The sequence below is a fragment of the Pseudorhodoferax aquiterrae genome (assembly GCF_014652235.1).
Classification (GTDB): domain Bacteria; phylum Pseudomonadota; class Gammaproteobacteria; order Burkholderiales; family Burkholderiaceae_C; genus Pseudorhodoferax; species Pseudorhodoferax aquiterrae.
Genome location: NZ_BMYK01000017.1, coordinates 93288 through 118440 on the forward strand (window position 1 = coordinate 93288; position 25153 = coordinate 118440).

The window sequence follows — 25153 nt, forward strand, 5'->3', positions numbered from 1 at the left end:
GGATCAGGTGACGGCCCAGCGCCGCACCAGGTTGTGGTAGATGCCCATGAGCTTGAGCACGCGCGGGTCCTGCGCGGACAGCGTGGCGCCGAGCTCCTGGATCGATTGGTCGAGGTCGTAGAGCAGCGTGCGCGCGCGGTCGTCCTCGACCAGGCTCTCGACCCAGAAGAAGGCCGCCACGCGCGCGCCTGCCGTCACCGGCGTCACGCGGTGCAGGCTGGTGGAGGGGTAGAGCACCATGTCGCCCGCGGCCAGCTTGACCGATTGCACGCCGTAGGCGTCCTCGATCTCGAGTTCGCCGCCCTCGTACTCCTCGGGCTCGGCCAGGAACAGCGTGGCCGACAGGTCGGTGCGCAGGCTCTGGCCGCCCGGCAACTGCATGATGGCCGCGTCCACGTGCGCGCCGTACTGGCCGCCGCCGGCGTAGCGGTTGAACCGGGGCGGGTGGATGCGCTTGGGCAGCGCGGCCGAGACGAACTGCGGCGTTTCGGCCAGGCGGCGCAGCAGGTGTTCGCCCAGTTGCAGGCCGACCGAGTCCTGCGCGTCGAGCTGCTGGTTGTGCTTGACCAGGCGCGCCGCGCTGCCGGCGGTGGCGGCGCCGTCCTGCCAGGCGGCCGCGTCCAGGCGGGTGCGGAACTGGCGCACTTCGTCCGGGCTCAGGACCTGGTCGATGGCGAGAAGCATGCGGATGACTCCAACGAAAAATGCCGGGCGGGCCCGGCATTGTTCCATCGGTGCAGGGTCAGAACGAGTAGTCCAGCGTCACGCGGGCGGCGCGGGCGTCGCCCTTGTACAGGAAGGCGCCAGAGCGGTAGACCGCGGTGTAGTAGTCCTTGTCGAACACGTTGAGCACGTTAAGGCGCACATCGATGTTCTTGTTCACGCGGTAGCTGGCGAACATGTCGTAGACGGTAAACGACGGTACGGGCTGCGAGCACTGTCCGGCGGCGTTGAAGCCGGCACCGGTGTCGGGCTGGCCACCGCAGCGGCTGCTTTCGTAGCGGGCGATGGCGCCGACCGAGAGGTCAGGCGTCAGCTGGTACTTGCCCTGCACGGTGACGGCGCGGTCGGCGAAGTTGGACAGGGGGCGCGTCAGGTTGGTCGCGGTGGCCGACTCCAGCACCTTGGACTTCATGATCGCCACTCCGGCTTGCACCTGGAACTTCTCGGTCACGTTGCCCGACAGGCCGAACTCGATGCCGCGCACGCGGTTCTTGCCGGTGTTGAAGGTGCCCAGGGAGTCGTAATTGGCCCCTTCCATGACGTCCTTCTTGGTGGTCTGGAACAACGCGACCGTGGCCAGCAGCTTGTCGTCCAGCAGGTTCCACTTGGTGCCCAGCTCGAAGTTCTGCGAGGTCTCGGGCTTGGCACCGGCCGCGTTGCCGTTGTAGGTGACCAGGCCACCGTAGCCGCTGCTGGTTCCGGTGTCCGATTCGCCGCCGTTGATGTCTTGCGCCGTGCCGTAGGCCGCGTAGACGATGCCCATCGGGTTGATCTTGTAGGTCACGCCCAGGTGGCCGTTGAAGAGTGTCTTGTTGTACGCGTAGTCGCCGGTCTGTGCGCCCGTCGTGGGGTTGCGCGTGAGCAGGCTGAAGTCGGTGTAGTCGGCGCGTACGCCGCCGAACACCGTCCATTTGTCGGTCAGGTCCACGGTGTCCATGGCGCTGAGCGCGAAGCTTTTGACCTGCCAGTCGCTGCCCCAGTCGCCCTTGGTGATGTTGCGACCCAGCAGGTTGTTCAGGTTGGCGACGAGATTGCCGCCAGCGTCGAACATGCAGTAGGCGGGTGTGTTGGTCACGGTGACGACGCCAGTCGTGGCATTCGTCTGTGTGGTGCGCGAGAAGCAGTTCGTGGCGCCGGTGTTGGTGCTCGTGTAATTGCCGCGCTTGACTTTGTGGTCGGTGTATTCCAGGCCGAAGATGAACTCGTTCTTGGTGCCGGCGAGCTGGGTGTCCCAGCGCAGGTTGGTCTGGTGCGCGAAGTACTTCACCTCCTGCCAGCCGTTGTGCGTGCTCAGCGAGGCGGTGTTGAAACCTGTGGGGTCGGCAGGGGAGGCGTAGCGTGTAGCCGCATTGGCGCCCGTGACCAGGTAGCCGTTGCTCGACTCGCCGTAGCGCGTGAGGCTGTTCACGGTCATGTTGGGCGCCGGCTTCCACTTGATGCGGGCCGTCAGCGTGTCCACGTCGGAGTTCAGGAAGTCCTGCGACTGGGCGTAGACCGGCACACCGCTGGCGGGCCAGCGGTTGGGCAGGGTGCCGGTCAGGTAGCTGCCCAGGTCGGGGTGCTTGTCCTTGGCGCGCAAGCCGTAGTAGTCGAGCGTGAACGACAGGTCGGCGCTGGCCTCCCACAAGCCGGACAGGGCCAGGCCGTTGCGTTCACGCTTGGAGGGCGAGCGGTCGGGCACGCCCTCGCTGCCGACCAGCGCATTGACGCGCAGCGCGAACTGATCGGTGAAGCCTTTGTTGGCATCCAGCGTCAGCCGGCGGTGCTTGTCCGTTCCCAGGCCGACCGAGGCGCGCGCGAAGTCGTAGTCCAGCGTGGCCTGCTTGGTGATGGCGTTGATGGCGCCGCCGGCGCTGCCGCGGCCCGCGAAGCTGGAGTTCGGGCCCTTGGTGATCTCGATCTGCTCGATCGCGAAGCTCTCGCGCGTGGTCATGCCGGGGTCGCGCAGGCCGTCGACGAACACGTCGCTGCGGGCTTCCTGGCCGCGGATGATGTAGCGGTCGCCGAAGGCGTTGCCATTCTCACCCGTGCCCAGCGTGATGCCGGGCTGGGCCGCCAGGATCTGCTTCAGATCGGTCACGCCGGCATCGTCGATGGCGTTCTTGGTGATGACCGAGATGGTCTGCGGCGTCTCGGCCAGCGGGCGCGTGTGGCGTGTGTCGGCCGAGGTCTTGGCCTTGTAGGGCGCGCCGACCTCGGCATTGGGATTGGGGTCGATCTTGGTGGCCTGCACCTTGACTTCGTTCAGCGTGCCGCCGCTGGCGGTGGCGGTCTGCGCCAGTGCTCCCAGCGGCAGCAGCATCGCGGTGGAAACGCCCAGGGCCACGCCGGCACGTCCCCTGGACAGGACAGCAGGGCGGGCGGCGGTGCGCAGGCTGCGTGGAATCTTGGCGGTCGGCTTGGCTCGGTGCATGGGCGTTCGTGTTGTCGTGCGATGCGGTGGTTGACAGGGGCAGGGCGTGCGATGGCCCGGCCCGCAGGTTCGAAATGGGCTGCGCTCCCCCGCGCAGCAGCGACTACCCCGTTGCCGCGGCATTCCGCATGCAGCGGTTTGCCAGCGACAAACGTAGTAAGAACATTTCTCATTCGATTCTATGTTTCACAGTACGGTCTTCGGGTCCATTCGTGACCAGGTGTGTCATCCGCCCCACACCTTGTGGCGGCTTGACCGCGATGGCGGTCGCCGCATAATGCTGTACAAATCACCAGTAATTCATGTTTGCGATGCCGTCCACCTCCCTCCCGGAACGGGCCGATGTCTGGCGCGGCGACGCGCTGGGCCAGGCCACGGCCGCGGCGTTGCCCAGCGGCCACCCGGCGCTGGATGCCGAGCTTCCGGGCGGCGGCTGGCCAGCGGCGGGGCTTTCAGAGCTGCTGCAGCTCCGGCCGGCCTGCCACGACTGGCGGCTGCTGCTGCCCGCGCTGGCGCGCCTGGCTGCCAGCGCGCGCGGCCCCGTGGCCCTGGTCGGGGCGCCCGAGGGCCTGCAGCCCTTCGCGCCGGCACTGGCTGCGCAGGGCCTGCCGGCGGCACGGCTGCTGTGGGTGCGGGCCGAGGAAGACAAGGCACGGCTGTGGGCTGCCGAGCAGGCCGTGCGCTGCGCCGATGTGCCGGCCGTGCTGGCCTGGCTGCCGCGCGTGCGGGCCGACGGGTTGCGCCGGCTGCACCTGGCGGCGCTCGACCATGGCAAGCCGCTGTTCGGCTTCCGGCCGGCCGCGGCGCAGGCCGAATCCTCGCCCGCGCCGCTGCGGCTTCGGCTGGAGGGCGGGGCGCCGCTGCAGGTGCTGGTGTTCAAGCGCCGCGGCCCGCCCATGGCCCGGCCGCTCGCGTTGCCGGCCGAGGCGCCGGCATTGGCTGCGCTGCTGGCACTGCGCCGGCGCGTCCCTGCTGCTGCGCCGGCCGTGCTGGCCGAGATCCGCCATGGCCTGGATCGCCCTGTCACCGCCTGAGGAGCAACTGCAGGCCTGGTGCTGGCAGGCGCTGCGCTTCACGCCGCGCGTGGCCGTGGAGCAGGGCTGCGTGCTGCTGGAGGTCTCCAGCACGCTGCGGCTGTGGGGCGGCCTGCGCGCGCTGCTGCAGCAACTGCTGCAGCCGGGTGCCCTGCAACCCTGCCGGGCCTGGGCGCGCGGCCGCACGGCGCCGGTCGCGCTGGCACTGCTGCTGCTGAAATGCCAGCACCGTGCGCCGCCGCAGCAGGTGCCGGACGGCCTGCCGCTGGACACGCTTGTGGCGGCCGCGCCAGCGCTTGCCGTGCTCGAGCGCACCGGCTGCCGCAGCTTCGGCGCACTGCGCGCGCTGCCGCGGGCGGGCGTGGCGCGCCGCTTCGGCGCCGCCTTGCTGGAGGCGCTGGACCAGGCCTACGGCGAGCGCCCGGCCGCGTACGACTGGTGCCGGCTGCCGCCCGTGTTCGACCAGAACCTGGAACTGCCCGCCATCGCCACCGCCGCGCCCGAACTGCTGTGGACCGGCCAGCGCCTGCTGGACGCGCTGCACACCTGGCTGCGCGCCGGCCAGCGCGGCGTGCTGGCGCTGGAGCTGGAATGGACGCACGACCTGCGCCGCATCGACGGCCGCCAACTGCCGCGCCAGGCCAGGCTGCCCATCCGCACGGCCCGGCCCACGCAGGACATGGCGCACCTGCGCCGGCTGCTGCACGAGCATCTGCAGCAGCAGAGCCTGGCCGCGCCGGCCAACCACCTGCGCCTGCGCACGCTGGAGGTGGCGCCGCTGCCCGGCGCCAGCGCCAGCCTGCTGCCCGAGGAGCAGCACACCGGCGAGCCGCTGCACGCGCTCGTCGAGCGCCTGGCCGCGCGCCTGGGGGCGGACCGCGTGCTGGTGCCGCGGCTCGTGGCCGACCACCGGCCCGAGCGCATGCAGCGCTGGGTGCCCGCGCAGGATCCTGTCAACCAGGCGCAGCCCCCCGCCGAGGAGCTCGCGCCCGATGCCGCGCTGTACCCGGCCTGGCTGCTGCGCGAGCCGCTGGCGCTGGACATGGACGCCCAGGGCCAGCCGCTGTTCCACGGCCCGCTGCAACTGCTGGCCAGGCCGCGCCGCGTGGAGGGGGCGGGCTGGTGGGACCTGGAAGCGGACAAGCCCGCGGTGCGCGACTACCGCCTGGCCCGCAGCGCGCAGCTCGGCCTGCTGTGGCTGTACTGCGAGCGGCCGCACAGCGGCCAGGCCGAACCGCGCTGGTTCCTGCAGGGCGCCTATGCCTGATCCCTCGCGCAATGCCCAGGAGAAGGACGAGGAGCTCGCCCCCTGGAAATGGCCCTTGCCGCAGCCGGTGTCCGGGCTGGCCGACCCGCTGGGCCACTACACCGAGCTGCATGCCCTGAGCAATTTCAGCTTCCAGCGCGGCGCATCGCACCCTGCCGAACTCGTGGTGCAGGCCTACCGCCTGGGCTACCGCGGACTGGCGCTGACCGACGAATGCTCCGTGGCGGGCGTGGTGCGGGCCTACATGGCGCTCCAGGATTACGAGGCCATGCTGGAGGAGGCCCAGCGCAAGACCGGTCAGGTCTACAAGCGGGATTTCGCGTTCGTGCCCGGCAGCGCGTTCGCCTTGCCCGGCTGCCGCCTCGTGGTGCTGCCGCACGACCTCGCGGGCTGGGGGCAGCTGTGCGAACTGATCTCGCATGCGCGCCGGCACCAGGACGTGGACAAGGGCGACTACCGCATCGGCTGGGACGATGACTGGGCGTCGCTGGCCGACTGCGAGATCCTCTGCGTGCCCGAACGCCATCCGGAACCCGACGCACTGCGACTGCGCGCCACGCTGCGCCACCTGCGCACGCTGTTCGGTGAGCGCCTGTGGCTGGCCGTCGAACTCGTGGGCGCGGCCGACGATGCGCTGTGGCTGTCGCAACTGCGCCAGCTGTCCGTGCTGACCGGCGTGGCGCCGGTGGCCGCCGGCGGCGTGCTCATGCACGCCCGCTCGCGCAAGCGGCTGCACGACGTGCTGACCGCCGTGCGCCTGGGCAAGACGGTGGCCGAGTGCGGCTTCGCGCTGGAACCCAATGCCGAACGGCGGCTGCGCTCGCGCGTCACGCTCAGGCAGGTCTATCCGCAGGAGCTGCTGGCGGCGACCGAGACGGTGCGCAAACGCTGCAATTTCGATCTGAAGGAGATCGCTTACCGCTATCCGAAGGAAGTGCTGCCGCCGGGCCTCACGCCCACGCAGGCCCTGCGCGAACTGACCTATGCCGAAGCCACGCGCGCGCGGTACCGCCATGGCATGCCCGAAAGCATCCGCGCCTTGGTCGAGAAGGAACTCGCGCTCATCGCCGACTGCGGCTACGAGATGTTCTTCCTGACCGTGCACGACATCGTGCGCCACGCACGCAGCCAAGGGATCCTGTGCCAGGGCCGCGGCTCGGCCGCCAACTCGGTGGTCTGCTACTGCCTGGGCATCACCGCGGCCAATCCGGAGCATTCCAGCCCGCTGCTCGAGCGCTTCATCAGCAAGGAGCGCATGCACGAGCCGCCCGACATCGACGTCGATTTCGAGCACGAACGCCGTGAAGACGTCATCCAGTACATCTACCGAAAGTACGGGCAGGACCGTGCCGCCATCGCCGCCGTGGTCATCAGCTACCGGCGCCGCAGTGCGATCCGCGATGTGGGCGCGGCGCTGGGCATTCCGGCCGCACTCGTCGATGCCTTCGCCAAGGAGCACCACTGGTTCGATCCAGGCCTGATCGACGAACGCCTGCCGGATCTTCTGGACCAGCTGGGCCTGAGCATCGATCCGCGCCGCGTGCTGCAGTGGGTGCTGCTGGCCGAGCAGCTGCGCGGCTTTCCGCGCCACCTGAGCCAGCATGTGGGCGGCTTCGTGCTGACCGAAGGCCGGCTCACCAGCCTCGTGCCCATCGAGAAGGCCGCCATGAAGGACCGCTCGGTGATCCAGTGGGACAAGGACGACCTGGAGCGCATGGGCCTCATGAAGGTGGACGTGCTGGCCCTGGGCATGCTGACCGCGCTGCGCCGCTGCCTGGACTTCGTGAACCCGCTGCGCGGCCGGCAATGGGATCTGGCCGGCATCCCGATCGACGACCCGAAAACCTACGACATGATCTGCCAGGCCGACACCGTGGGCGTGTTCCAGATCGAGAGCCGGGCGCAGATGTCCATGCTGCCGCGGCTCAAGCCCAGGGTGTTCTACGACCTCGTGGTCGAGGTGGCCATCGTGCGGCCCGGGCCGATCGAGGGCGGCATGGTGCACCCCTACCTGAAGGCGCGTGCGCAACGCGACAGGGGCGAACCCATCCACTATGAGAAACCCGCGCTCGAGCCCGCCCTCAAGCGCACGCTGGGCGTGCCCATCTTTCAGGAACAGGTCATGCAGCTGGCCGTCGATGCCGCCGGCTTCACGCCCGGCAAGGCCGACCAGCTGCGCCGCTCCATGGCGGCCTGGAAGAAGGAGGGCGACATCACGCCCTGGCACGACGAGCTGGTGCAGGGCATGCTGGACAACGGCTACAGCGCCGAATTCGCCGAACGCATCTACAAACAGGTCTGCGGCTTCGGCGAATACGGCTTTCCCGAAAGCCACGCCTACAGCTTCGCCTTGCTGGCCTACGCCAGCAGCTGGCTCAAGTGCCACGAGCCGGCCGCCTTCCTGGCCGCGCTGCTGAATTCCCAGCCCATGGGTTTCTACGCGCCCTCGCAGCTCGTGCAGGATGCCGTGCGCCACGGCATCGACGTGCGCGCCGCCGATGTGTCGTTCAGCGATTGGGACGCCGCACTAGAGGACGCGCCCGGCGTGCGCGCCCGTCCCGCCAGCGAAGGCCAGCCCGCCGTGCGCCTGGGCCTGCGCCTGGTCAAGGGCTTCAACAAGCCGGCGGCCGACCGCATCGTGCAGGCCCGCGCCGCCGGCGCCTTCGCCGATGTCGAAGACCTCGCGCTGCGCGCCGCGCTGGACCGGCGCGAGCTCGACGCGCTGGCCGCGGCCGATGCGCTGCACTCCCTGGCCGGCCACCGCCGCCAGCAGGTCTGGGAGGCCGCTGCGCGCCACCGCGCCCCGGTCCTGCTGCGCGGCGCGCCCGTGCACGAGGCCCAGCTGGCGCTGCTGCCGGCCCGGGAGGGCGAGGAGATCCTGTTCGATTACGACGCCACCGGCCTCACGCTGCGCCGCCATCCCCTGGCGCTGTTGCGCGAGCGCCTGGCGCGCTGGCGCATCCTCAATGCCGAGCAGCTCAACGCCTTGCCGCACGGCCGGCGCGTGCGCGCCTGCGGCCTGGTCACGGTGCGCCAGCAGCCCGGCACGGCCAAGGAAACCATCTTCGTGACGCTGGAGGACGAGACCGGCCCCGTCAACGTGATCGTCTGGAAGCGCGTGCGCGAGCAACAGCGCGAGCCCCTGCTCAAGGCGCGCCTGCTGGCCGTGGAAGGGCTGTGGCAGCGCGACGTGGACAGCGGCGGCCAGGTGCGCCACCTCGTGGCCGAACGGCTGCGCGATCTGACGCCTCTGCTGGGCCGGCTCGGGCAGCTGCGCAGCCGCAGCAGGGATTTCCACTGAACAACGGAAAGTGCCGCCCCATCTGCTCGGTTAGCATCCGAATCATCGGATGACACATTTGTTGCGCGCAGCCCCATGCCACTTGCCGGATCGCAGAAACTGACCGAGGAGCTGGGCTACTGCGTCGCGCGCATCGAGTGCGACACGCCCACCGGCGTGCAGTGCGGCACCGGCTTCTTCTTCGCCTTCCTGCTGGAGAACGGCAAGCGCAGCCCCTGCCTGATCACCAGCCGCCACGTGGTCCAGGGCGCGCGCAGCGGACGCTTCTTCATCACGCGCAAGGACGCGGACGGCCGGCTGCAGCCGCACCAGCCGCTGGAATGCCGCATCCCCGACTTCGAGGACAAGTGCCATCCGCATCCCGACCCGTCGGTCGATCTGGTGCTGATCTTCGCCGGGGCCAGCCTGCAGGCCATCAAGGCCGCGGGCGACGACTACCACATCACCTACCTGTCGCGCTCGGCCATCCTGCCGCGCGAGCAGCGTGCCGAACTGGCGCACCTGGAGTCCGTGGCCGTGCTGGGCTATCCGCTCGGCCTGTGGGATCCGCAGCAGCTGCAGCCCGTGGCGCGCATGGGCATCACCGCCACCCACGCCAACCTGCCGTACGGCGGCGCGCCCGTGTTCCTGGTCGATGCACCCTGCCATCCCGGGCTGGGTGGCGCGCCGGTGTTCCTGTGCATGCCGGCGCAAGCCGGCGAAGTGGGGGCCGCTGGGCAGCGCTCGCCCGGCGTGGCCTTGCTGGGCGTGCTGTACGCCCAGCGCCATGCCCACCTGCAGGGCGAGACCGGGGTCGAGCCCCTGGTCGGACGCATGCGCGCGGGCCGGCCGGTGCCGCCGCCTGCGCTGCCCGGGCCGGCGCCGCTGGGCGTGGTGCTGGGCACCGACAAGATCCTGGACTTCGAGCCCCTGGTGCGCGCGATGATCCACGGCTTCGTCAGTAAGTTCTGAGCAGACCGCCCGCGGGGCGGGGCCTACAATGAGAGGAATAAGAATTCTTCTCATCCAGTGAACCCGCAGCAGCCCCTGATCCAGTTCTACCAGCAGCACCACGGCTGGCTGCGCGCCTGGCTGCAGCGCCGGCTGGGCCATGCGGGCGACGCGGCCGACTTCGCGCACGACACCTACCTGCGCGTGATCGAGTCGCGCCAGGTGCTGGAGGACATCCGCGAGCCGCGTGCCTTCCTGACCACCGTGGCGCGGCGCGTCATGGTCAGCCACCTGCGCCGGCGCGAGGTCGAGCGCGCCTACCTCGATGCGCTGGCCCACCGGCCCGAGTGCCTCGCGCCCTCGCCCGAGGAGCGTGCCATCGTGCTGGAGACGCTGCTGGAGATCGACCGCGTCCTGGACGGGCTGCCGGCCAAGGTGCGCCAGGCCTTCCTGTGGGCCCAGCTCGACGGCCTGTCCTATGCCCAGATCGCCGAGCGGCTGGGCGTCTCGCTGAGCTCGGTCAAGCAGTACATGGCGCGCGCGGTGCGCCAGTGCTATTTCCCGCAGGGCGCGCCATGACGGCGCCGCCACTGCCGGCGGCCGTGGTCGATGCCGCCGTGGACTGGCTGGTGCACCTGTGGTCCGGCGAGGCCACCGAAACCAGCCGCGCGCAATGGCAGCGCTGGCGAGCGGCCGATCCGCTGCACGAGCAGGCCTGGCGCCATGTCGAAGCCACCGATGCGCGCTGGCGCACGGGTGCGCCGGGCCTGGCCGCCGCCATCGCCAGTCCGGCGCGGGCCGCGGGCCGGCGCCGCGCATTGGGCGGCATGGCGGCGCTGGCCGTGGCCGGCCTGGCGGTCTATGCCGGCCGCGAGCAGATGGCCATGCGCGGCTGGCTGGCCGGGCTGCGTACGGCCAAGGGCGAGCAGCGCCGGCTGCACCTGCCCGATGGCACCGAACTGCTGCTCAACACCGCCACCGCGCTCGACATCGACTTCGGTCCCACGCTGCGCCGGCTGCGCCTGCACAGCGGCGAGCTGCTGATCGCCACGGCGCCCGACCCGCAAGTGCCCGCGCGCCCCTTCGTGGTCGACACGCCGGCCGGATGCGCGCAGGCGCTCGGCACGCGCTTAACGGTGCGCCACGACACCGACGGCCCGGCCGGCGAGGCCACGCGCGTCGCGGTGTTCGAAGGCGCGGTGGAGTTGCGCGGCGCGGCCTCCGTGCTGCGCATCGATGCCGGCCAGGCCGCCCGGCTGCCGGCCGGCGGCACGCCCATGGCCCTGCCGCCACCCCAGGCGCCGGCTTGGGCCGACGGCGTGCTGGTGGCTTCCGACATGCGGCTGGACGCTTTCATCGACGAGTTGCGCCGCTACCGCCCGGGCCTGGTCCAGCTGGCGCCCGAGGTGGCGGGCCTGCGCCTGTCGGGCGTGTTTCCGCTGGCCGACACCGACCGCATCCTGCAGGCCCTGGTGCAGGTGCTGCCGGTGCAGGTGCATGTGCCGGTGCCTTACTGGGTGCGCATCGGCCCGGCCTAGGGTCTGTACCTTTTCGCGTCTCACGCGACAAGGAGGGGAGAACCCCTTTTCTTCCTCCGTCCCGAGCACCATGCACGCATTTCCCGCCACCACGCTTTCCGCCGCACTCGCGGCCGCATTCGCCATCACCGGGCCGCTGGCAGCGCCCGCAGCCCGGGCCCAGGCTCCCGCAGTCCGGCCCGTGGCGTACAGCATCCCTGCCGGCCCGCTCGATGCGGCGCTGGCGACCTTCGCGCGCAGCGCGGGCGTGCTGCTGGCCTACCAGCCCGAACTCGTGCGCGGCCTGGACAGCCCCGGCCTGCAGGGCAGCCTGCCGCCCGCGCAGGCGCTGGCCGCCTTGCTGGCCGGCACCGGCCTGCAGGCCGCGGTGGCCGACAACGGCACCTGGACGCTGCGCCGCGCCGCCGGGCCGGCGGCCGCCGTGCGCCCGCCCGCGTCCAACGGTGCCGCTGGCACCGCGCTGCCCGAAGTGCGCGTGACCGCGCAGGCCGAGCGCGACGGCCGCACCGAGGGCACGGAGAGCTACACCGCCACCGGCCCCAGCGCCGCCGCCACCGGCCTGGCGCTCACGCTGCGCGAGACGCCGCAGTCGGTCACCGTCATGACGCGCCAGCGCATGGACGACTTCCATCTGGAGACCCTGGCCGACGCGATGGTGCAGACCCCCGGCGTGACCGTGAGCCGCCAGAGCGACATGACCACCTTCCACGTGCGCGGTTCGACGGCCAACCTCAAGGTCGACGGCAACCGCCTGCTGTCCACGGGCTGGGGCTGGAACACCCACATCCTGTACACGCTGGACGACATGGCCGAGATCGACCGCATCGAGGTGCTCAAGGGCTCCTCCGGCCTGGTCAGCGGCGACGGCAATTACGGCGGCACCATCAACCTGGTGCGCAAGCGCCCGACGCGTGAGTTCCAGGCCAGCGTCAAGGCCGGCGTGGGCAGCTGGAGCAGCACCCGGGCCGACGCTGACATCAGCGGCCCGCTCAACGCCGCCGGCACGCTGCGCGGCCGCCTGGTGGCCGCGCACAAGGACGCGGATTCGTTCCGCGACCGGCAGCACAACCGCAACAGCACGCTGTACGGCACGCTGGAGGCCGAGCTCACGCCCGACACCCAGCTCAGCGGTGGCCTGACCTACAAGCAACGCACGCTGCGCGGCAGCTCGGGTACCACGCCGATCCAGGCCTACTCGGGCGCCGGCGTGGCCGTGCCGCTGACTTCGCGCTCTTACAGCAACGGCGCTTCCTGGGGCGGCTACGACCAGGAATCGCTGGGCCTGTTCGCGCGGCTGGAGCACCGCTTCGCCGGCGGCTGGACGGCCAAGTTGCAGCTGGCGCGCGACACGGTGGACACACCCGAGCTGCTGATCGGCTACCTGCAGTACGCGCTGCCCGGCCAGGTCCAGTACGGCCGCTATGCCGACATCGACGACCGCAACGACAGCATCAGCCTGGACGTGCAGGGCCCGTTCCAGCTGTTCGGCCGCACGCACGATCTGCTCGTGGGCATGGGCAGCGCGCGCGCGCGCACCACGCTGCTGCGCGGCAATGCCGCGGGCGCCTCGCTGGCGGCGGCCGGCATCGTCTATGCCGAGGGCGGCGGCATCACCGAGCCCGACTGGCGCGGCGTGGCCTATTCCAACGACCTGTTCAGCCGCAAGAACCGCTACGTCTACGCCACGGGCCGCTTCAACCTGGCCGACCCCGTGAAGCTGATCGTCGGCGCGCGCGTCAGCAACTACACGCAGCGCGACGTGACCGATGTCGCTTGGTACAACTACCAGATGCGCGAGCGCGGCGTGGTCACGCCCTATGCCGGACTGGTCGTCGACGTGGCCCCGAACGTGTCGGTCTACGGCAGCTACGCCAGCATCTACAAGCCGCAGAGCGCGAAGGACGCGGCCGAACGCACGCTGCCGCCCGAAGAGGGCAAGACCTACGAGCTCGGCGCCAAGGGCGAGCTCTTCGACAGGCGCCTGAACGCCAGCATCTCCCACTTCTGGATGCGCACCGACAACACGGCCGAAGAAGTGGGCCTGAACGACAACGGCGACAGCATCTACCGGGCCGTCCAGGGCGCGATGCGGCACGGCTACGAGCTCGAGCTCTCGGGCGAACTCGCACGCGGCTGGCAGGCCCAGGGCAGCTGGGTCATGAACAGCAGCAACCTGGACAGCGCCTCCACCACGCCCAGGCACCAGTTCAAGCTCGGCAGCAGCTACCGCTTCGCCGGTGGCGCGCTGCAAGGCCTCACGCTGGGCGGCGGCATGCGCTGGCAGAGCGCCATCGCCACCAGCCGCGGCACGGCCACGCTGCGCCAGGACGCCTACTGGCTGTTCGACCTCATGGCCCGCTACCAGCTCGACCGCCACCTGAGCTTCACGCTCAACGTGGACAACGCCTTCGACAAGAAGTACTTCGCGGGCGTCACCAACTTCACGAGCCAGGGGCTGTTCTACACCTGGGGCATGCCGCGCAGCGTGAACCTGAGCGCGCGCTACGACTTCTGAGCGGGGCCGAAGGCCCGCCGCCCGCATGGGCATGCGCGCGGCGGGCGGCGCGGCGCTGCCTATGATGCCGCGCATGCAAGCACCTTCCCCTGCCGGCGCGCGGGTGCGCGTCGTCATCGTCGGCTGCGGCTTCGGCGGCCTGGAAGCCGCGCGTGCGCTGGCCGGCGCGCCCGTCGACGTGACCGTGGTCGAGAAGACCAACCACCACCTGTTCCAGCCGCTGCTCTACCAGGTGGCCACGGCCGGCCTGGCCGCGCCCTCGATCGCGGCGCCGGCGCGGCTGCTGTTCCGGCGCCAGCCCAACGTGACCACGCTGCTCGGCGAGGTCACCGGCATCGACGCCGCGGCGCGCAGCGTGCAGCTGGCCGACGGCGAGCGCCTGGCCTACGACCACCTGATCGTGGCCGCCGGTGCCACGCACAGCTATTTCGGCCACGACGACTGGGCCGTGCACGCGCCCGGGCTCAAGACCCTGGCCGATGCGTTCGAGATCCGCCGCCGCGTGCTCCTGGCCTTCGAGGCGGCCGAGCGCGAGCACGATCCGGCCCGGCGCCGCGCGCTGCTGACCTTCGTCGTGATCGGCGCCGGCCCCACGGGCGTGGAGATGGCCGGCACGCTCGCGGAGATCGCGCGCCACACGCTGACCGGTGAGTTCCGCCGCATCACGCCGGCCGATGCCGAGGTGCTGCTCGTGGAGGGCGGCGCCCGCGTGCTGCAGGCCATGCCGCCCGCGCTCAGCGAGCGCGCGCGCGAGCAGCTGCAGGCGCTCGGCGTGCGCGTGCGGCTGGCGGCGCTGGTCACGCGCATCGATGCCGAGGGGCTGGACATCACGCTCGACGCCAACACGCCGCAGGCCCGCACCGAGCGCATCGCGAGCCGCTGCATCACCTGGGCCGCGGGTGTCGCAGCCTCGCCGCTGGGCCGGCTGGTTGCGGGGGCTACGGGCGCGACGCTGGACCGCGCGGGCCGCGTGCAGGTGCAGCCCGACCTGAGCCTGCCGGGTCACCCCGAGATCAGCGTGGTCGGCGACCTCGCGGCCGCCATGAGCCATGTACCGGGCCAGCCGCCCAAGCCGGTGCCCGGCGTCTCACCGGGTGCCAAGCAGATGGGGCGCTGCGCGGCGGCCAACGTGCTGGCGCGCATCGCGGGCCAAGCCACCCAGCCGTTCCGCTACCGCGACTGGGGCAACCTCGCGACCATCGGCCGCCACTCGGCCGTGGCCGACGTGCCCACGCCGTTCGGCCCGCTGCGCTTCTCGGGCTACTTCGCCTGGCTGTTCTGGCTGTTCGTGCACATCTTCTTCCTGATCGGCTTTCGCAACCGGCTCATCGTGCTGATGGACTGGGCCAGTGCCTACTGGACCTTCCGCCGCCATGCACGCGTGGTGCACGACGTGCAGGCGCCACCGAAGTAGCTCAGCCGACGCCGGCCAGCAGCCGCGCCACGGCCGCCAGCACCGGCTGCGGTTGCTCGCGGTGCGGCACATGGCCGCAGCCGGGCAGCAGCAGCGTCTCGGCCGGGCCGGACACGCCGGCGGCGATGCGGCGCGGGTGCACGGGCGAGCCGTATTCGTCGTCCTCGCCATGGATGGCCAGCACCGGGCAGCGCACGGCCGGCAGCACGCCGTGGATGGACCAGTCCGCGAAGGCAGGCGACAGCCAGGTGTCGGTCCAGGCGGCGAGCACCCAGCGCGCCTTGTCGCCGTGGTAGCGGGCCAGTCGGTCCAGCTGCCCGGGTTCGGCGAACTGCGCCCTGGCCACACGGATGCCCTCGAGCGTGCGGTCCTCGGCAAAGGTCTGGGCCGACTCGGTGACCAGCGCCGTGCAGCGTTCGCCGAACGCGGCCGCCGTTTCCACGGCCATGGCCCCGCCCACGCTGTGGCCGAAGGCCACGAAGCGCGCCATGCCCAGCTGTTCGGCCAGGGACGGCACGTTGGCCTGCGCCTCGTGGCGCACGAAGGCCGGCGTCAGCGTCTCGCCGCAGGCGTCGGACCGGCCGAAGCCGAGCCGGTCGTAGGCCACCACACGCCGGCCCGTGGCCTGCGCCAACGCGGCCGGGAAGTCGCGCCACAGGTCCACGCTGCCCAGCGAGTCGTGGAACAGCAGCACGGGCGCGGCGTCGCCGGCGCCCTCGGGCGTCCAGCTGCGCGCGAACAGCCGGCCGGCCGGCGTGGCGATGGCATGGTCCTGCGCGCCGCTCATGCCGGATCGCGCACGTCCGCCACGGGGTTGGCGCCGAAGTCCGGCCGCGCCAGGTAGGCCAGCACGCGCGCGGCGGCTTCCTCGGGCGAGGTCAGCTGCCCGCCCGCGTGCAGCTTGGCGAAATTGCCCTGGTCCGGGAAGCGCGCCACGTCGGCGCCGCGCAGCTGGGCCTGCATGTCGGTGTCGATCACGCCGGGGGCCAGCGCGCAGACCTTGGCGCCGTTGGGCTTGCCCGCCTCGTCCAGCGCCAGGCAGCGCGTGAAGTGGTCCATGCCGGCCTTGGCCGCGCAGTAGGCCGATTGCGAGGCCTGGGCGCGCCGGCCCAGGCCCGAGGAGATGTTGAGCACGCGGCGCTGGCCGCTCCAGCCGCCCGTGGCGCCCAGGAAGGCTGCGCTGAGTTGCATCGGGGCCTCCAGACCCACGCGCAGCGCGCGGGCCAGGTCGGCCGGGTCGGCCTCGCTGAGCGGCACCAGCGCGGGAATCACGCCCGCGTTGTTGATCAGCGTGGCGCTGGCCCAGCGCGCGCCGTGGTGGCCGCTGAGCCAGTGGTCCAGGCGCGCGGCCACGGCCGCCCCGTCGGCCAGGTCGGCTTGCCATTGCGTGCAGTGGACGCCACCCCGCTGCGCGAGCTCGGCGTTGGCCTGGCGGGCGATGCACAGCAGGTGGTGGCCCGCCTGCAGCAGTTGCCGGGCCATGGCCAGGCCCATGCCGCGCGAGGCGCCGGTCAGGATGGTGAGGTGGGAGGAGGGGGTCATGGCAAGGTCGTGAGCGGGGAGGCGGACATGTTAGGCCAGCGCGGTGGTGACAGCGCCGCAGGCCGTCCGCAACGACACTGTGCCGCGACGCGCTGCGCGTCCGCAGCGCCGAGACGCAAGGAGACACACCATGAACGCATTCCGCCGCCACCTGATCACCGCCGCCGGCCTCGCCCTCGGCGCCGCCACGGCACCGTCCGCGTTCGCCCAGGCCTGGCCCGACCGACCGGTCCAGTTGGTGATTCCATACCCGCCCGGCGGCAGCGCCGACCTCGTGGCCCGGCCGCTGTCGATCAAGCTGCAGGAACGCCTGGGCCAGCCCGTGGTGCTGGAATACAAGCCCGGCGCGGGCGGCACGCTGGCCTCGCAGTACGCCGCGCGCGCCAAGCCCGACGGGTACACCTTCATCATGGTGCTGGCGGCGCACGCCATCAACGCAAGTCTGTATCCCAGGCTGCCCTACGACACGCGCAAGGACTTCGCGCCGGTCTCGCTGGTGTCCAACCTGCCCCTGCTGGTCACGGGCAGCAGTGCGCTGAAGGCGCGCACGGTGCCCGAGCTCATCGCGCAGGCCAAGGCCAACCCGGGCAAGATCACGTTTGCCTCGGCCGGCAACGGCAACACCAGCCACCTGGCGGCGGAGTACTTCAGCACGGCGGCCGGCGTGAAGATGACGCACGTGCCCTACAAGGGCAGCGCGCCCATGGTCAACGCGCTGCTGGGCGGCGAAGTGGACCTGGCCTTCGACAGCGCCTCGACCTCGCTGCCGCACGTGAAGGCCGGCAAGCTGCACCCGCTGGCCGTGACCGGCGAGCGCCGCATGCCCATGCTGCCGGATGTGCCGACCATGCAGGAACTCGGCGTGCCCAACTTCGTGGTCAATGGCTGGTACGCCATCCTGGCGCCGGCCGGCACGCCGGCCGAGATCACCGAGCGGCTCAGCCGCGAGATCGCCACCGTGGTGGCGCAGCCCGAGATCCGCGCCCAGCTCGAGGCCAGCGGCTACCAGCTGGTCGGATCCACGCCGGCGGCATTGGGCACGCACATCGACGCCGAACTCACGCGCTGGGCCAAGGTGGTCAAGGACTCGGGTGCGCGCGTGGATTGAGGCCCGCGGCGGTCAGCCAGACCGCCTGTGCGCCGCGCCCCGGCGCGCCTGCTTGACCCCGTACATCAGCGCGTCGGCGGCCTGCAGCGCGGCATCGACGTCCTGCGTGCCCGGCAGCACGCCCAGCACGCCCACGCTGGCGCCGGGGTAGTGCAGCCTGATCTTGTCGAGCCGGTACTCGCCCGCCGTGGCCTGCAGCACGCGCTGCTGCAAGGCCTCGCGTGCGGCGGGCAGCTCCTCGGGGCGCTCCGGGCCCAGGCCGACGAGCACGAACTCGTCGCCGCCCCAGCGCGCGACCAGGTCTTCCTTGCGCTGCACCGCGCGCAGCCGGTCTGCCAGGGCGACGAGAAACTGGTCGCCGGCGTCATGGCCATGGGTGTCGTTGATGGCCTTGAAACCGTCCAGGTCGATGAAGGCCACCAGCACCGGCGTGCCCTGCCGCACGCCCAGCGCCAGCAGGCGCTGGAGCTCCTGCTTGAGTGCGCGGCGGTTGGCCAGCTGGGTCAGTGGGTCGGTCGTGGCCAGCGCGGTCAGGCGGGCGTTCGCATGCAGGAGCTTTTGCAGCAGTTCCTCGCGTTCCACCTGCTGCGCGATCAGCGTGGAGAACAGCGCCAGCATGCGCTGCGCCTTGGCCGGCAGTTCATGCCGCGCCGCACTGGCCGCGCACAGGGTGCCGTACAGCGCGCCGTCGGTCTTGCGCACGGGCGTGCTGAGGTAGGTCTGGATGCCGAGCGCGCGCGCCGCCGCGGAGTCGCCCCAGCGCTGGTCCACGTCGTTGGCGAAGGGCAGCTTGGCGTCCAGCGCGCGCTTGCACAGCGTATCGCCCCAGGGCACGGACAGGCCTTCGGGCAGCTGCATCGTGCCGGCGTTGCGCGCATACAGGATCTGCTGCACGCTGTTCTGCAGGTCCACCGTCGTGAGGTAGGTCGATTCCATGCCCGTGACCGATTCCAGCATTTCCAGCATCGGCCGCGTGAGCTCTTCCAGCGTGCGGGCCGAGGTGACCGTGACGGAAAGCTGGTCGATCAGGTTGTCCATGGGTGCTTGTCGCTTTGTTGTGGCACACGGCCGCGCAGTCTAAACAAGCCTGCCTTGGACACGGAATTCATGCGCCCCCGTCCCTGGCAGGTTCTACAGGGGCATCGTGACAAGATTGCTCCACACTTGTGTGTGGCGCGACGCTGAGAATGGGCCGTCGCCGCGTGCTCGCCTCCTGCGCAGCCGGGCGGCTGATCGCTCCACACCATGACACCAGCCTTCGCCGAGGTCAGCTACAACCACTGGGTCGTGGCGCTCTCGTTCCTGATCGCCAGCTATGCGTCCTTCGTCGCGCTGGACCTGGCCCAGCGCGTACGCACGCAGGACCGGACCATTGCGCGCGCCTGGCACATCGGCGGCTCGCTGGCGCTGGGCACGGGCGTCTGGTCCATGCACTTCGTCGGCATGCTGGCGGCTGCACTGCCGTTCACGGTGGGGTACGGCTACACGGTCACAGGCCTGTCCTGGGTCGCGGCGGTGGCGGCCTCGGGCGTCGCGCTGCACACCGCCAGCCTGCCCAGGCTGACCCTCGCACGGCTGGGCTGCGGCGCGCTGGCCATGGGCGCAGGCATCTGCGCCATGCATTACCTGGGCATGGCTTCGATGGTGCTGGCCCCCGGCATCCAGTGGGACTGGCTGCTGGTCGTGGCTTCCGGGGCGATCGCCGTGCTTGCATCGGCCGTGGCGCTGCTGATCTTCTTCGCGTTGCGCGACTACCGCGGCATGGCCGCGCGCAACCGCCAGGTGCTGGCCGCGCTGGCCATGGGCGCTGCGATCTGCGGCATGCACTACACGGGCATGGCGGCCGCCGGGTTCGCGGCCGACAGCGTCTGCCTGAGCGCGGACCAACTGCGCGGCGACAGCCTCGGCGTGCTGGTCACGGTGGCCGCCACCATGCTGCTGAGCATGGCCATGTTCACCTCGCTGCTGGACGCGCGCATGCAGGGCAAGACCGAGCGGCTCGCGTCCTCGCTCAAGGCCGCCAATGCCGAGCTGCAGCAGATCGCCTTCCGCGACGCGCTGACCGGCCTGCCCAACCGGCTGCTGTTCGACGAGCGCGTGGCCTCGGCCGTGGAGCGCAGCCGGCGCGACCATGCCAGCCTGGCGCTGCTGTTCATCGACCTGGACGGCTTCAAGCCCGTCAACGATTCCTTCGGCCACCGCATCGGCGACGCCGTGCTGCAGGAGGTCGGGCGCCGGCTGGCGGCGACGGTGCGCGCCTGCGACACGGTGGCACGCGTGGGCGGTGACGAGTTCGTGCTGCTGCTGGAAGGCGCATCCGATTCGGCCGCCATCGCGCAGGCAGCGCAGCGCCTGATCGACACCGTCAGCGCGCCCATGGAGCATGGCGGGCACGAGGTGCGGCTGTCCTGTTCGATCGGCGTCGCGCTGTACCCCTCCGACGGGCCCCACGCCGAGCTGATGGCCCATGCCGACGCGGCGATGTACGCGGCCAAGCGCGCCGGCGGCTCCTCCTATGCCTTCTTCGAGGCCCACATGAACGCCGGGGTGCGCGAGCAGATCGCCTTGCAGCGCGAACTGCGGCTGGCGCTGGAGCGTGGCGAACTGGCCTTGCACTACCAGCCCAAGGTCAGCGCCGGGCGCCAGCGCATGACCGGTGTGGAGGCGCTCGTGCGCTGGCAGCATCCCACGCGCGGGCTGCTGGGCCCGGCGGTGTTCATCCCCGTCGCCGAGCGCTTCGGCCTGATCTCCGCGGTCGGCCACTGGGTCATCGAGCAAGCCTGCCGGCAGATCGCGTCCTGGCAACGCCAGGACCTGCACCTGCGCGTGGCCGTCAACCTGTCGGTGCACCAGCTGCGCCAGGAAGACTTCGTGCGGCGCGTGGCGGCCACCATCGCGCGCGAAGGCATCGACGCAGCGCAGCTGACCTTCGAGATCACCGAATCGGTTGCCATGGAGGATGCCGAGGGCACGCTCAAGGCCTTCGAGGCGCTCTCGGACATCGGCGTGCAGCTGTCCATCGACGACTTCGGCACCGGCTACTCCAGCCTTTCGTACCTGCGCCAGCTGCAGGTGGGCGAACTCAAGATCGACCGCTCCTTCGTGCAGGACCTGGAGTCCAGCGCGGACGCGCGCGCCATCGTCGAGGCCGTGATCCGGCTGGCCCATGCGCTGGGCCTGCAGGTGGTGGCCGAAGGCGTGGAGACCGCGGCGCAGCAGGACGTGTTGACGCGCCTGCAGTGCGACGACCTGCAGGGCTATTTGTTCGCCAAGCCCATGCCGGCCGAGCACGTGGCCGCGTGGGCCGAGGACACGCGTCGGCGCGAGGCCGGCGCCGCTCAGGCGGTCGAACTGTCGGTCTGAGCGCCGTCGGGCAGCACCGGCACCGACACCGGCACCGGCACCGGCACCGGCCTGCATCTGCAGGCCGAGCTTGAGGCAGCGCAGTGCCACCGAGTTGCGAAAGCAGCGCACGTTCACACTCAACGCCCTGTGAACACCGGGGGGCGCCGCGTCGCCGTCGCGGCGCGGTCGGAGTCGCCCAGCGGTATCCGCGCGAGGGACATACCTGTGTTGTTGGCCATCGTGGCATTGCGCCGGCGTCCGCTGTGGTGTCCGACTAAGCGATGGTCCAGCCGGGCGAGCACAGCCGCGTCATCGACCGGCCGGCCTTTCACTGCGTGCAACGGGCGCCGCCCAGCTGGCGCAGCTCTGCATCGGGCTTGCCCGGGGTACGTCGCAGAGGTGTAGCGCCTAGCAGCTGCCGGGCGAAGGTCTCCTGTGCATCCTCTGTTGTGATGATTTCTGCATCCAAGGAAGTGGAAAGAATCACAAAAGGACTGACGTATGCGAAAAGCTCCGCTCGGTCCGCACCTTAGGCCACCGAGAAACGGCCCCCGGAGGAATCGACATGCATGGTGACGGTACTGCTGGCCTGGGAACGGTGCCCGCGCGCGGTATTCGGCGGCGCTTCAACTTGTTGCTGTCGGCTGTGCTGGCGGTTCTGTGGCCGGCCGCGCTGGCCGTGAGCCCAGCCGTGGCGCCTACCGAGCCTGCCTCCGTGGCGGCCCCACCTCCTGCAGTTGCCGCGTCCGCCGACGCAAGGCTGACGGCGGCGCGCGCGCGCTATCCAGCCGCCGCCACCGCGCCAGCCTTGCACGCCGGCAAGCAGTCGCGCGTCGATGGTGTCGAAGTCGGCGCGCCGGTCGACGCAGCCGGCAAAGGCGTCACGACACTGCGCGGCACACCATTGCTGGCACGCGGACCCGACAGCTTTCCTACAGAGCCCAGGCCGGTCTTCGGGCAGATGGACCAAGTCTTCGATCCAGGAATGAAAAAATTGGTGCCGCTCGACTACTTGGCTGTGACAGAGAGCAGCAAGCTGGAGGAGGCGCGCCAGGCCGTGCGGGGACAGAACACCTGGATGCTGTGGGGGCAGGGCAACGAGGTCTTCTGGGGGTGGCTGCAAGAGCAGGGCTACGGCTTGGCAGACCTCTTGGTACTGCTCGATTCGCGGCAGCGGGGGAGCCGCTTCAAGGATCTCGGCGTGGTCAACCAGCCGGGCATGCGCACACAGCAGGGTGAGCCGGTGCTGGGGCTGTATCTGGACGAGGCCGACCCCGATCCCAAGAACAAGGTCTGGCTGGAGGGCTTGACGGGCCCGTACCCGGCCGGTTACAGCGAGCCCTTCGCCATCGGCAACCGCAGACTCTACGAGTCCACCATCGCCCGTCTGGCACAGGACGGCGTCGACCCCCGAGTCTACGGCTATCCCTCGGGCGTCGTGGGGCTGCGCCTGATGCCGAACCCCGACTTCTTCGGCGCCACGCCAGCCGCGGAGAAGGCGCGGGCGTACTGGAAGGAAAAGGTGACCGATGCTGCCCCTGGTGCCTACTACGTCAAGGACACCAAGAACAAGCCGCGCCAGGCCATCCACGCCGATCCCGCGCTGGTGCGCCCGTTCCGTGTCAGCATGGCCTGCGCCTTCTGCCATGTCGCGCCGCATCCGCTGAACCCGCCGACTGACCCCGAAAACCCCCGGTGGGCCAACCTGTCCAGCATCATCGGCGCGCAGTACTGGAATCCGCCCAAGGCCTTCCTGAACCTCAAGCAGCCGCACAGCTTCCTATGGCAGTTCGTGGCCAGCCAGCAGCGGGGTACCGTCGACGCCTCTCTGGTCAGCACTGACCACATCAACAACGCCAACACCATGAATGCGGTGTTCGAGGTCAACGCGCGCAACCAGCGGGCCCTCCTCAATCCGCCAGAAGAGCAGAGCGTAGCCAACTTGCTGCAGCCCAGCAGCGCAGATCCACCGAACACCAGCCCGCGCCACACGCCACGCGTGCTGCTCGACGGCTCGGACAGCATCGGCCTGGAGGGGGCGCTGGCGCGCGTGTACCTCAACATCGGCGCCTACGGTGAGCAGTGGCAGAACCTGCACAACCCCCTCATCGGCTTCACGCCGCAGCGGCCGTTCGAACTGGCGACGATCAGGAACAAGTCGGTCTACTGGCAGGCCACGGAGCGCTACCGCATTCCGCAGCTGGCGGCATTCTTCACCCATGTGACCGCGACGAAGGCGACAGTCACACAGGCCATGAAGCTCGAGGCCACGCCCGAGGGGCGCGAGCGGCTGAAGAAACACGAACACCTGGTCAAAGACGGCCGCCAGGTCTTCCTGCAGAACTGTGCGGTCTGCCACTCCAGCAAGCAGCCGGCGGGCTTCGCGCTGGAGTTTTCTCGCGACTGGCGCCAAGCTTCAGTGACGCAGTCCTGGCCGCTGACATTGCCGATGGACTATGCCGACTGGGACGCCTACCGGCTGAGCCCGGCGCACCAGGCCTATGTGGAACGCCTGAAGTCCTTCGTGAGCGATCCGAAAGCCGCGGGCAAAGATTTCGTGAGTGACAACTACCTCTCCACCGACATCCGCGTGCCGGTCACGCTGGTCGGCACCAACTCCGGCCGTGCCGTGGGCACCAATGCGATGCGTGGCCAGGTCTGGGACAACTTCTCCTCGGAAGACTACAAGAAGCTGCCTGCCGTGGGCGAGGTGCGCTTCTACAACCCGAGCCTGGCCGGCAAGGTGGCGTCCGACCCCTGGGGCAACAACGACAGCTATGCGCCGCCGGAGGGCGGCCCCGGCTACTACCGTCCGGCCTCGCTGGTGAGCCTGTGGGCCACCGCGCCCTATCTGCACAACAACACGCTCGGCAGGTTCAACGCGTTCGGCAAGGAGGATCCGAAGGCCGCGGTGGAGAAGAAGGAGGGGGGCGAGCAGGAGAAGACGCCGGAAAAGCGCATTCCCAGCAACGATCCCGATCCGTCGGTGGCGGCGCGGCTGGCTGGGTTCGACGACGGCATCGACAAGATGTTCTGGCGGAGTAGGCGCGCCGAAGGAAGCGGCCACATCGGCGACCTGCGCAAGCAACTGGAAGGCTACGCGGACGAGCCTGGGTTCATCTACCGCACGACCGAGCCGACCTGGATCGATATCCGCGCGCCCTTCATCCGTCCGTTGCTGGCCGGCGTCGTGGGCGAGGGACTGCTGGACTTCGCCACGGGGCCGCTGTGGTGGCTGGGGGCGCTCATCGCCGTGGTACTGGCCCTGGTCGGACGTGCGCGCTGGGCTGGCTTCGTGCTCGCCGTGTTCGCCGCCAGCGTGGCCGCGTTGCTGCGCGCCACAGGCATCGATTCCATCCATCCGCTGCTGTGGGCCATTCCGGGGCTGGCGGCGCTCTGCGCCGCCGTGTTCCTGCTGATGCCCTGGCTGCGGTTGCCCGCACGCGTCTTCTTCGGCTTGAGCGCGCTGGTCCTGCTGGCCATCGGCCTGTCGCTCGGAGCCTGGGTCGACGGTCGCGGCACCGACATCGACACCATCCATCCGCTGCTGTGGGCCATCCCGGGGCTGGTGGCACTCGGCGCGGCGGTGGTGCTGCTGCTGCCATGGCTGCGCCTGCCCACACGCATCCTCTTCGGCCTGAGCGCGCTGGGCCTGACGGCCATCGGCCTGTGGTTCGGCACGCTGGAGGACGGGCGCGGCAGCGACATCCGGCTCGGGCCGATTCCCCGGGGCACGCCGGTCAACCTGGTGATGAACCTGAGCCCCGAGGCGAGCGGCGCCGACCTGTTCCATGCTGTCGCCGGCCTCACGCGTGGCGTGCTGCGCATGCGCAAGGAGTTTCCCGGCGAAGGGGTGGAACGCGACGACCGGGCTTTGCCCGTCTTTCTGCAGGAAGCCGAGCAGCCGCTGCTCAAGGCCAGCAAGTGCCCGGACTTCGTGCTCGACCGCGGCCACTGGTTCGCCGAAGCCCTGTCCGACCAGGAGAAGCAGCAGCTCAAGGCCTTCCTCGAAACCCTGTAAGA

General features: G+C 70.5%; 16 protein-coding genes. 11 read left to right on the plus strand and 5 right to left on the minus strand.

The window, feature by feature from the left end; genetic code table 11:
- Window positions 1-3: 3 nt before the first annotated feature.
- Together IE209_RS22290 and IE209_RS22295 are read right to left on the minus strand one after the other, a co-directional pair.
- The gene (locus IE209_RS22290; RefSeq protein ID WP_189689105.1) at window positions 4-684 is read right to left on the minus strand and encodes a Fe2+-dependent dioxygenase; all 681 of its coding nucleotides are present in this window, start codon (window positions 682-684) and stop codon (window positions 4-6) included.
- 58 nt (window positions 685-742) lie between these two features.
- On the minus strand, window positions 743-3025 hold the full coding sequence (locus tag IE209_RS22295) for a TonB-dependent receptor (RefSeq protein ID WP_189689147.1): 2283 nt from the start codon (window positions 3023-3025) through the stop codon (window positions 743-745).
- Between the two features lie 413 nt (window positions 3026-3438).
- Here IE209_RS22295 and imuA point away from each other — a divergent pair, with 413 nt between their 5' ends.
- The 8 genes from imuA (at window position 3439) to IE209_RS22335 (ending at window position 15135) form a co-directional block, all read left to right on the plus strand.
- Window positions 3439-4170: a translesion DNA synthesis-associated protein ImuA gene (gene imuA / locus IE209_RS22300; protein WP_189689106.1), complete on the plus strand. Its 732-nt coding sequence runs from the start codon at window positions 3439-3441 to the stop codon at window positions 4168-4170.
- Entirely contained in the window at window positions 4142-5437 is a 1296-nt protein-coding gene (locus IE209_RS22305) for a DNA polymerase Y subunit UmuC family protein (protein WP_189689107.1), read from the plus strand. The genes imuA and IE209_RS22305 overlap by 29 nt, the downstream gene beginning before the upstream one ends.
- Window positions 5430-8738, plus strand: coding sequence for an error-prone DNA polymerase (locus tag IE209_RS22310; protein ID WP_189689108.1), 3309 nt, complete (start codon window positions 5430-5432; stop codon window positions 8736-8738). Before IE209_RS22305 ends, IE209_RS22310 begins: the two co-directional genes overlap by 8 nt.
- A gap of 75 nt (window positions 8739-8813) precedes the next feature.
- Entirely contained in the window at window positions 8814-9689 is an 876-nt protein-coding gene (locus IE209_RS22315; protein WP_189689109.1) for a S1 family serine peptidase, read from the plus strand.
- Window positions 9690-9746: 57 nt separating this feature from the next.
- Window positions 9747-10247, plus strand: coding sequence for a sigma-70 family RNA polymerase sigma factor (locus tag IE209_RS22320; protein WP_189689110.1), 501 nt, complete (start codon window positions 9747-9749; stop codon window positions 10245-10247).
- Window positions 10244-11206 carry a FecR domain-containing protein gene (locus IE209_RS22325; protein ID WP_189689111.1) on the plus strand — a complete coding sequence of 321 codons (963 nt, stop codon included), beginning with the start codon at window positions 10244-10246 and terminating at the stop codon, window positions 11204-11206. The genes IE209_RS22320 and IE209_RS22325 overlap by 4 nt, the downstream gene beginning before the upstream one ends.
- A 70-nt stretch (window positions 11207-11276) precedes the next feature.
- On the plus strand, window positions 11277-13721 hold the full coding sequence (locus IE209_RS22330; protein WP_189689112.1) for a TonB-dependent siderophore receptor: 2445 nt from the start codon (window positions 11277-11279) through the stop codon (window positions 13719-13721).
- A gap of 73 nt (window positions 13722-13794) precedes the next feature.
- Entirely contained in the window at window positions 13795-15135 is a 1341-nt protein-coding gene (locus tag IE209_RS22335) for an NAD(P)/FAD-dependent oxidoreductase (RefSeq protein WP_189689113.1), read from the plus strand.
- Between the two features lies 1 nt (window position 15136).
- Here IE209_RS22335 and IE209_RS22340 read toward each other — a convergent pair whose 3' ends face one another.
- Together IE209_RS22340 and IE209_RS22345 are read right to left on the minus strand one after the other, a co-directional pair.
- Window positions 15137-15922, minus strand: coding sequence for an alpha/beta fold hydrolase (locus tag IE209_RS22340; RefSeq protein ID WP_189689114.1), 786 nt, complete (start codon window positions 15920-15922; stop codon window positions 15137-15139).
- The gene (locus tag IE209_RS22345; protein WP_189689115.1) at window positions 15919-16677 is read right to left on the minus strand and encodes an SDR family NAD(P)-dependent oxidoreductase; all 759 of its coding nucleotides are present in this window, start codon (window positions 16675-16677) and stop codon (window positions 15919-15921) included. Before IE209_RS22345 ends, IE209_RS22340 begins: the two co-directional genes overlap by 4 nt.
- A gap of 130 nt (window positions 16678-16807) precedes the next feature.
- On the opposite strand from IE209_RS22345, the gene IE209_RS22350 reads away from it, so the two are divergent.
- Window positions 16808-17785 carry a tripartite tricarboxylate transporter substrate binding protein gene (locus IE209_RS22350; RefSeq protein ID WP_189689116.1) on the plus strand — a complete coding sequence of 326 codons (978 nt, stop codon included), beginning with the start codon at window positions 16808-16810 and terminating at the stop codon, window positions 17783-17785.
- Window positions 17786-17797: 12 nt separating this feature from the next.
- Here the strand turns inward: IE209_RS22350 and IE209_RS22355 are convergent, their stop codons facing one another.
- The gene (locus tag IE209_RS22355) at window positions 17798-18823 is read right to left on the minus strand and encodes a sensor domain-containing diguanylate cyclase (RefSeq protein ID WP_189689117.1); all 1026 of its coding nucleotides are present in this window, start codon (window positions 18821-18823) and stop codon (window positions 17798-17800) included.
- A 207-nt stretch (window positions 18824-19030) separates the two neighbouring features.
- Between IE209_RS22355 and IE209_RS22360 the strand changes: the two genes are divergently transcribed.
- On the plus strand, window positions 19031-21148 hold the full coding sequence (locus IE209_RS22360; protein ID WP_189689118.1) for a putative bifunctional diguanylate cyclase/phosphodiesterase: 2118 nt from the start codon (window positions 19031-19033) through the stop codon (window positions 21146-21148).
- Between the two features lie 967 nt (window positions 21149-22115).
- Entirely contained in the window at window positions 22116-25151 is a 3036-nt protein-coding gene (locus tag IE209_RS22365; RefSeq protein ID WP_189689119.1) for a hypothetical protein, read from the plus strand.
- Window positions 25152-25153: the final 2 nt, after the last annotated feature.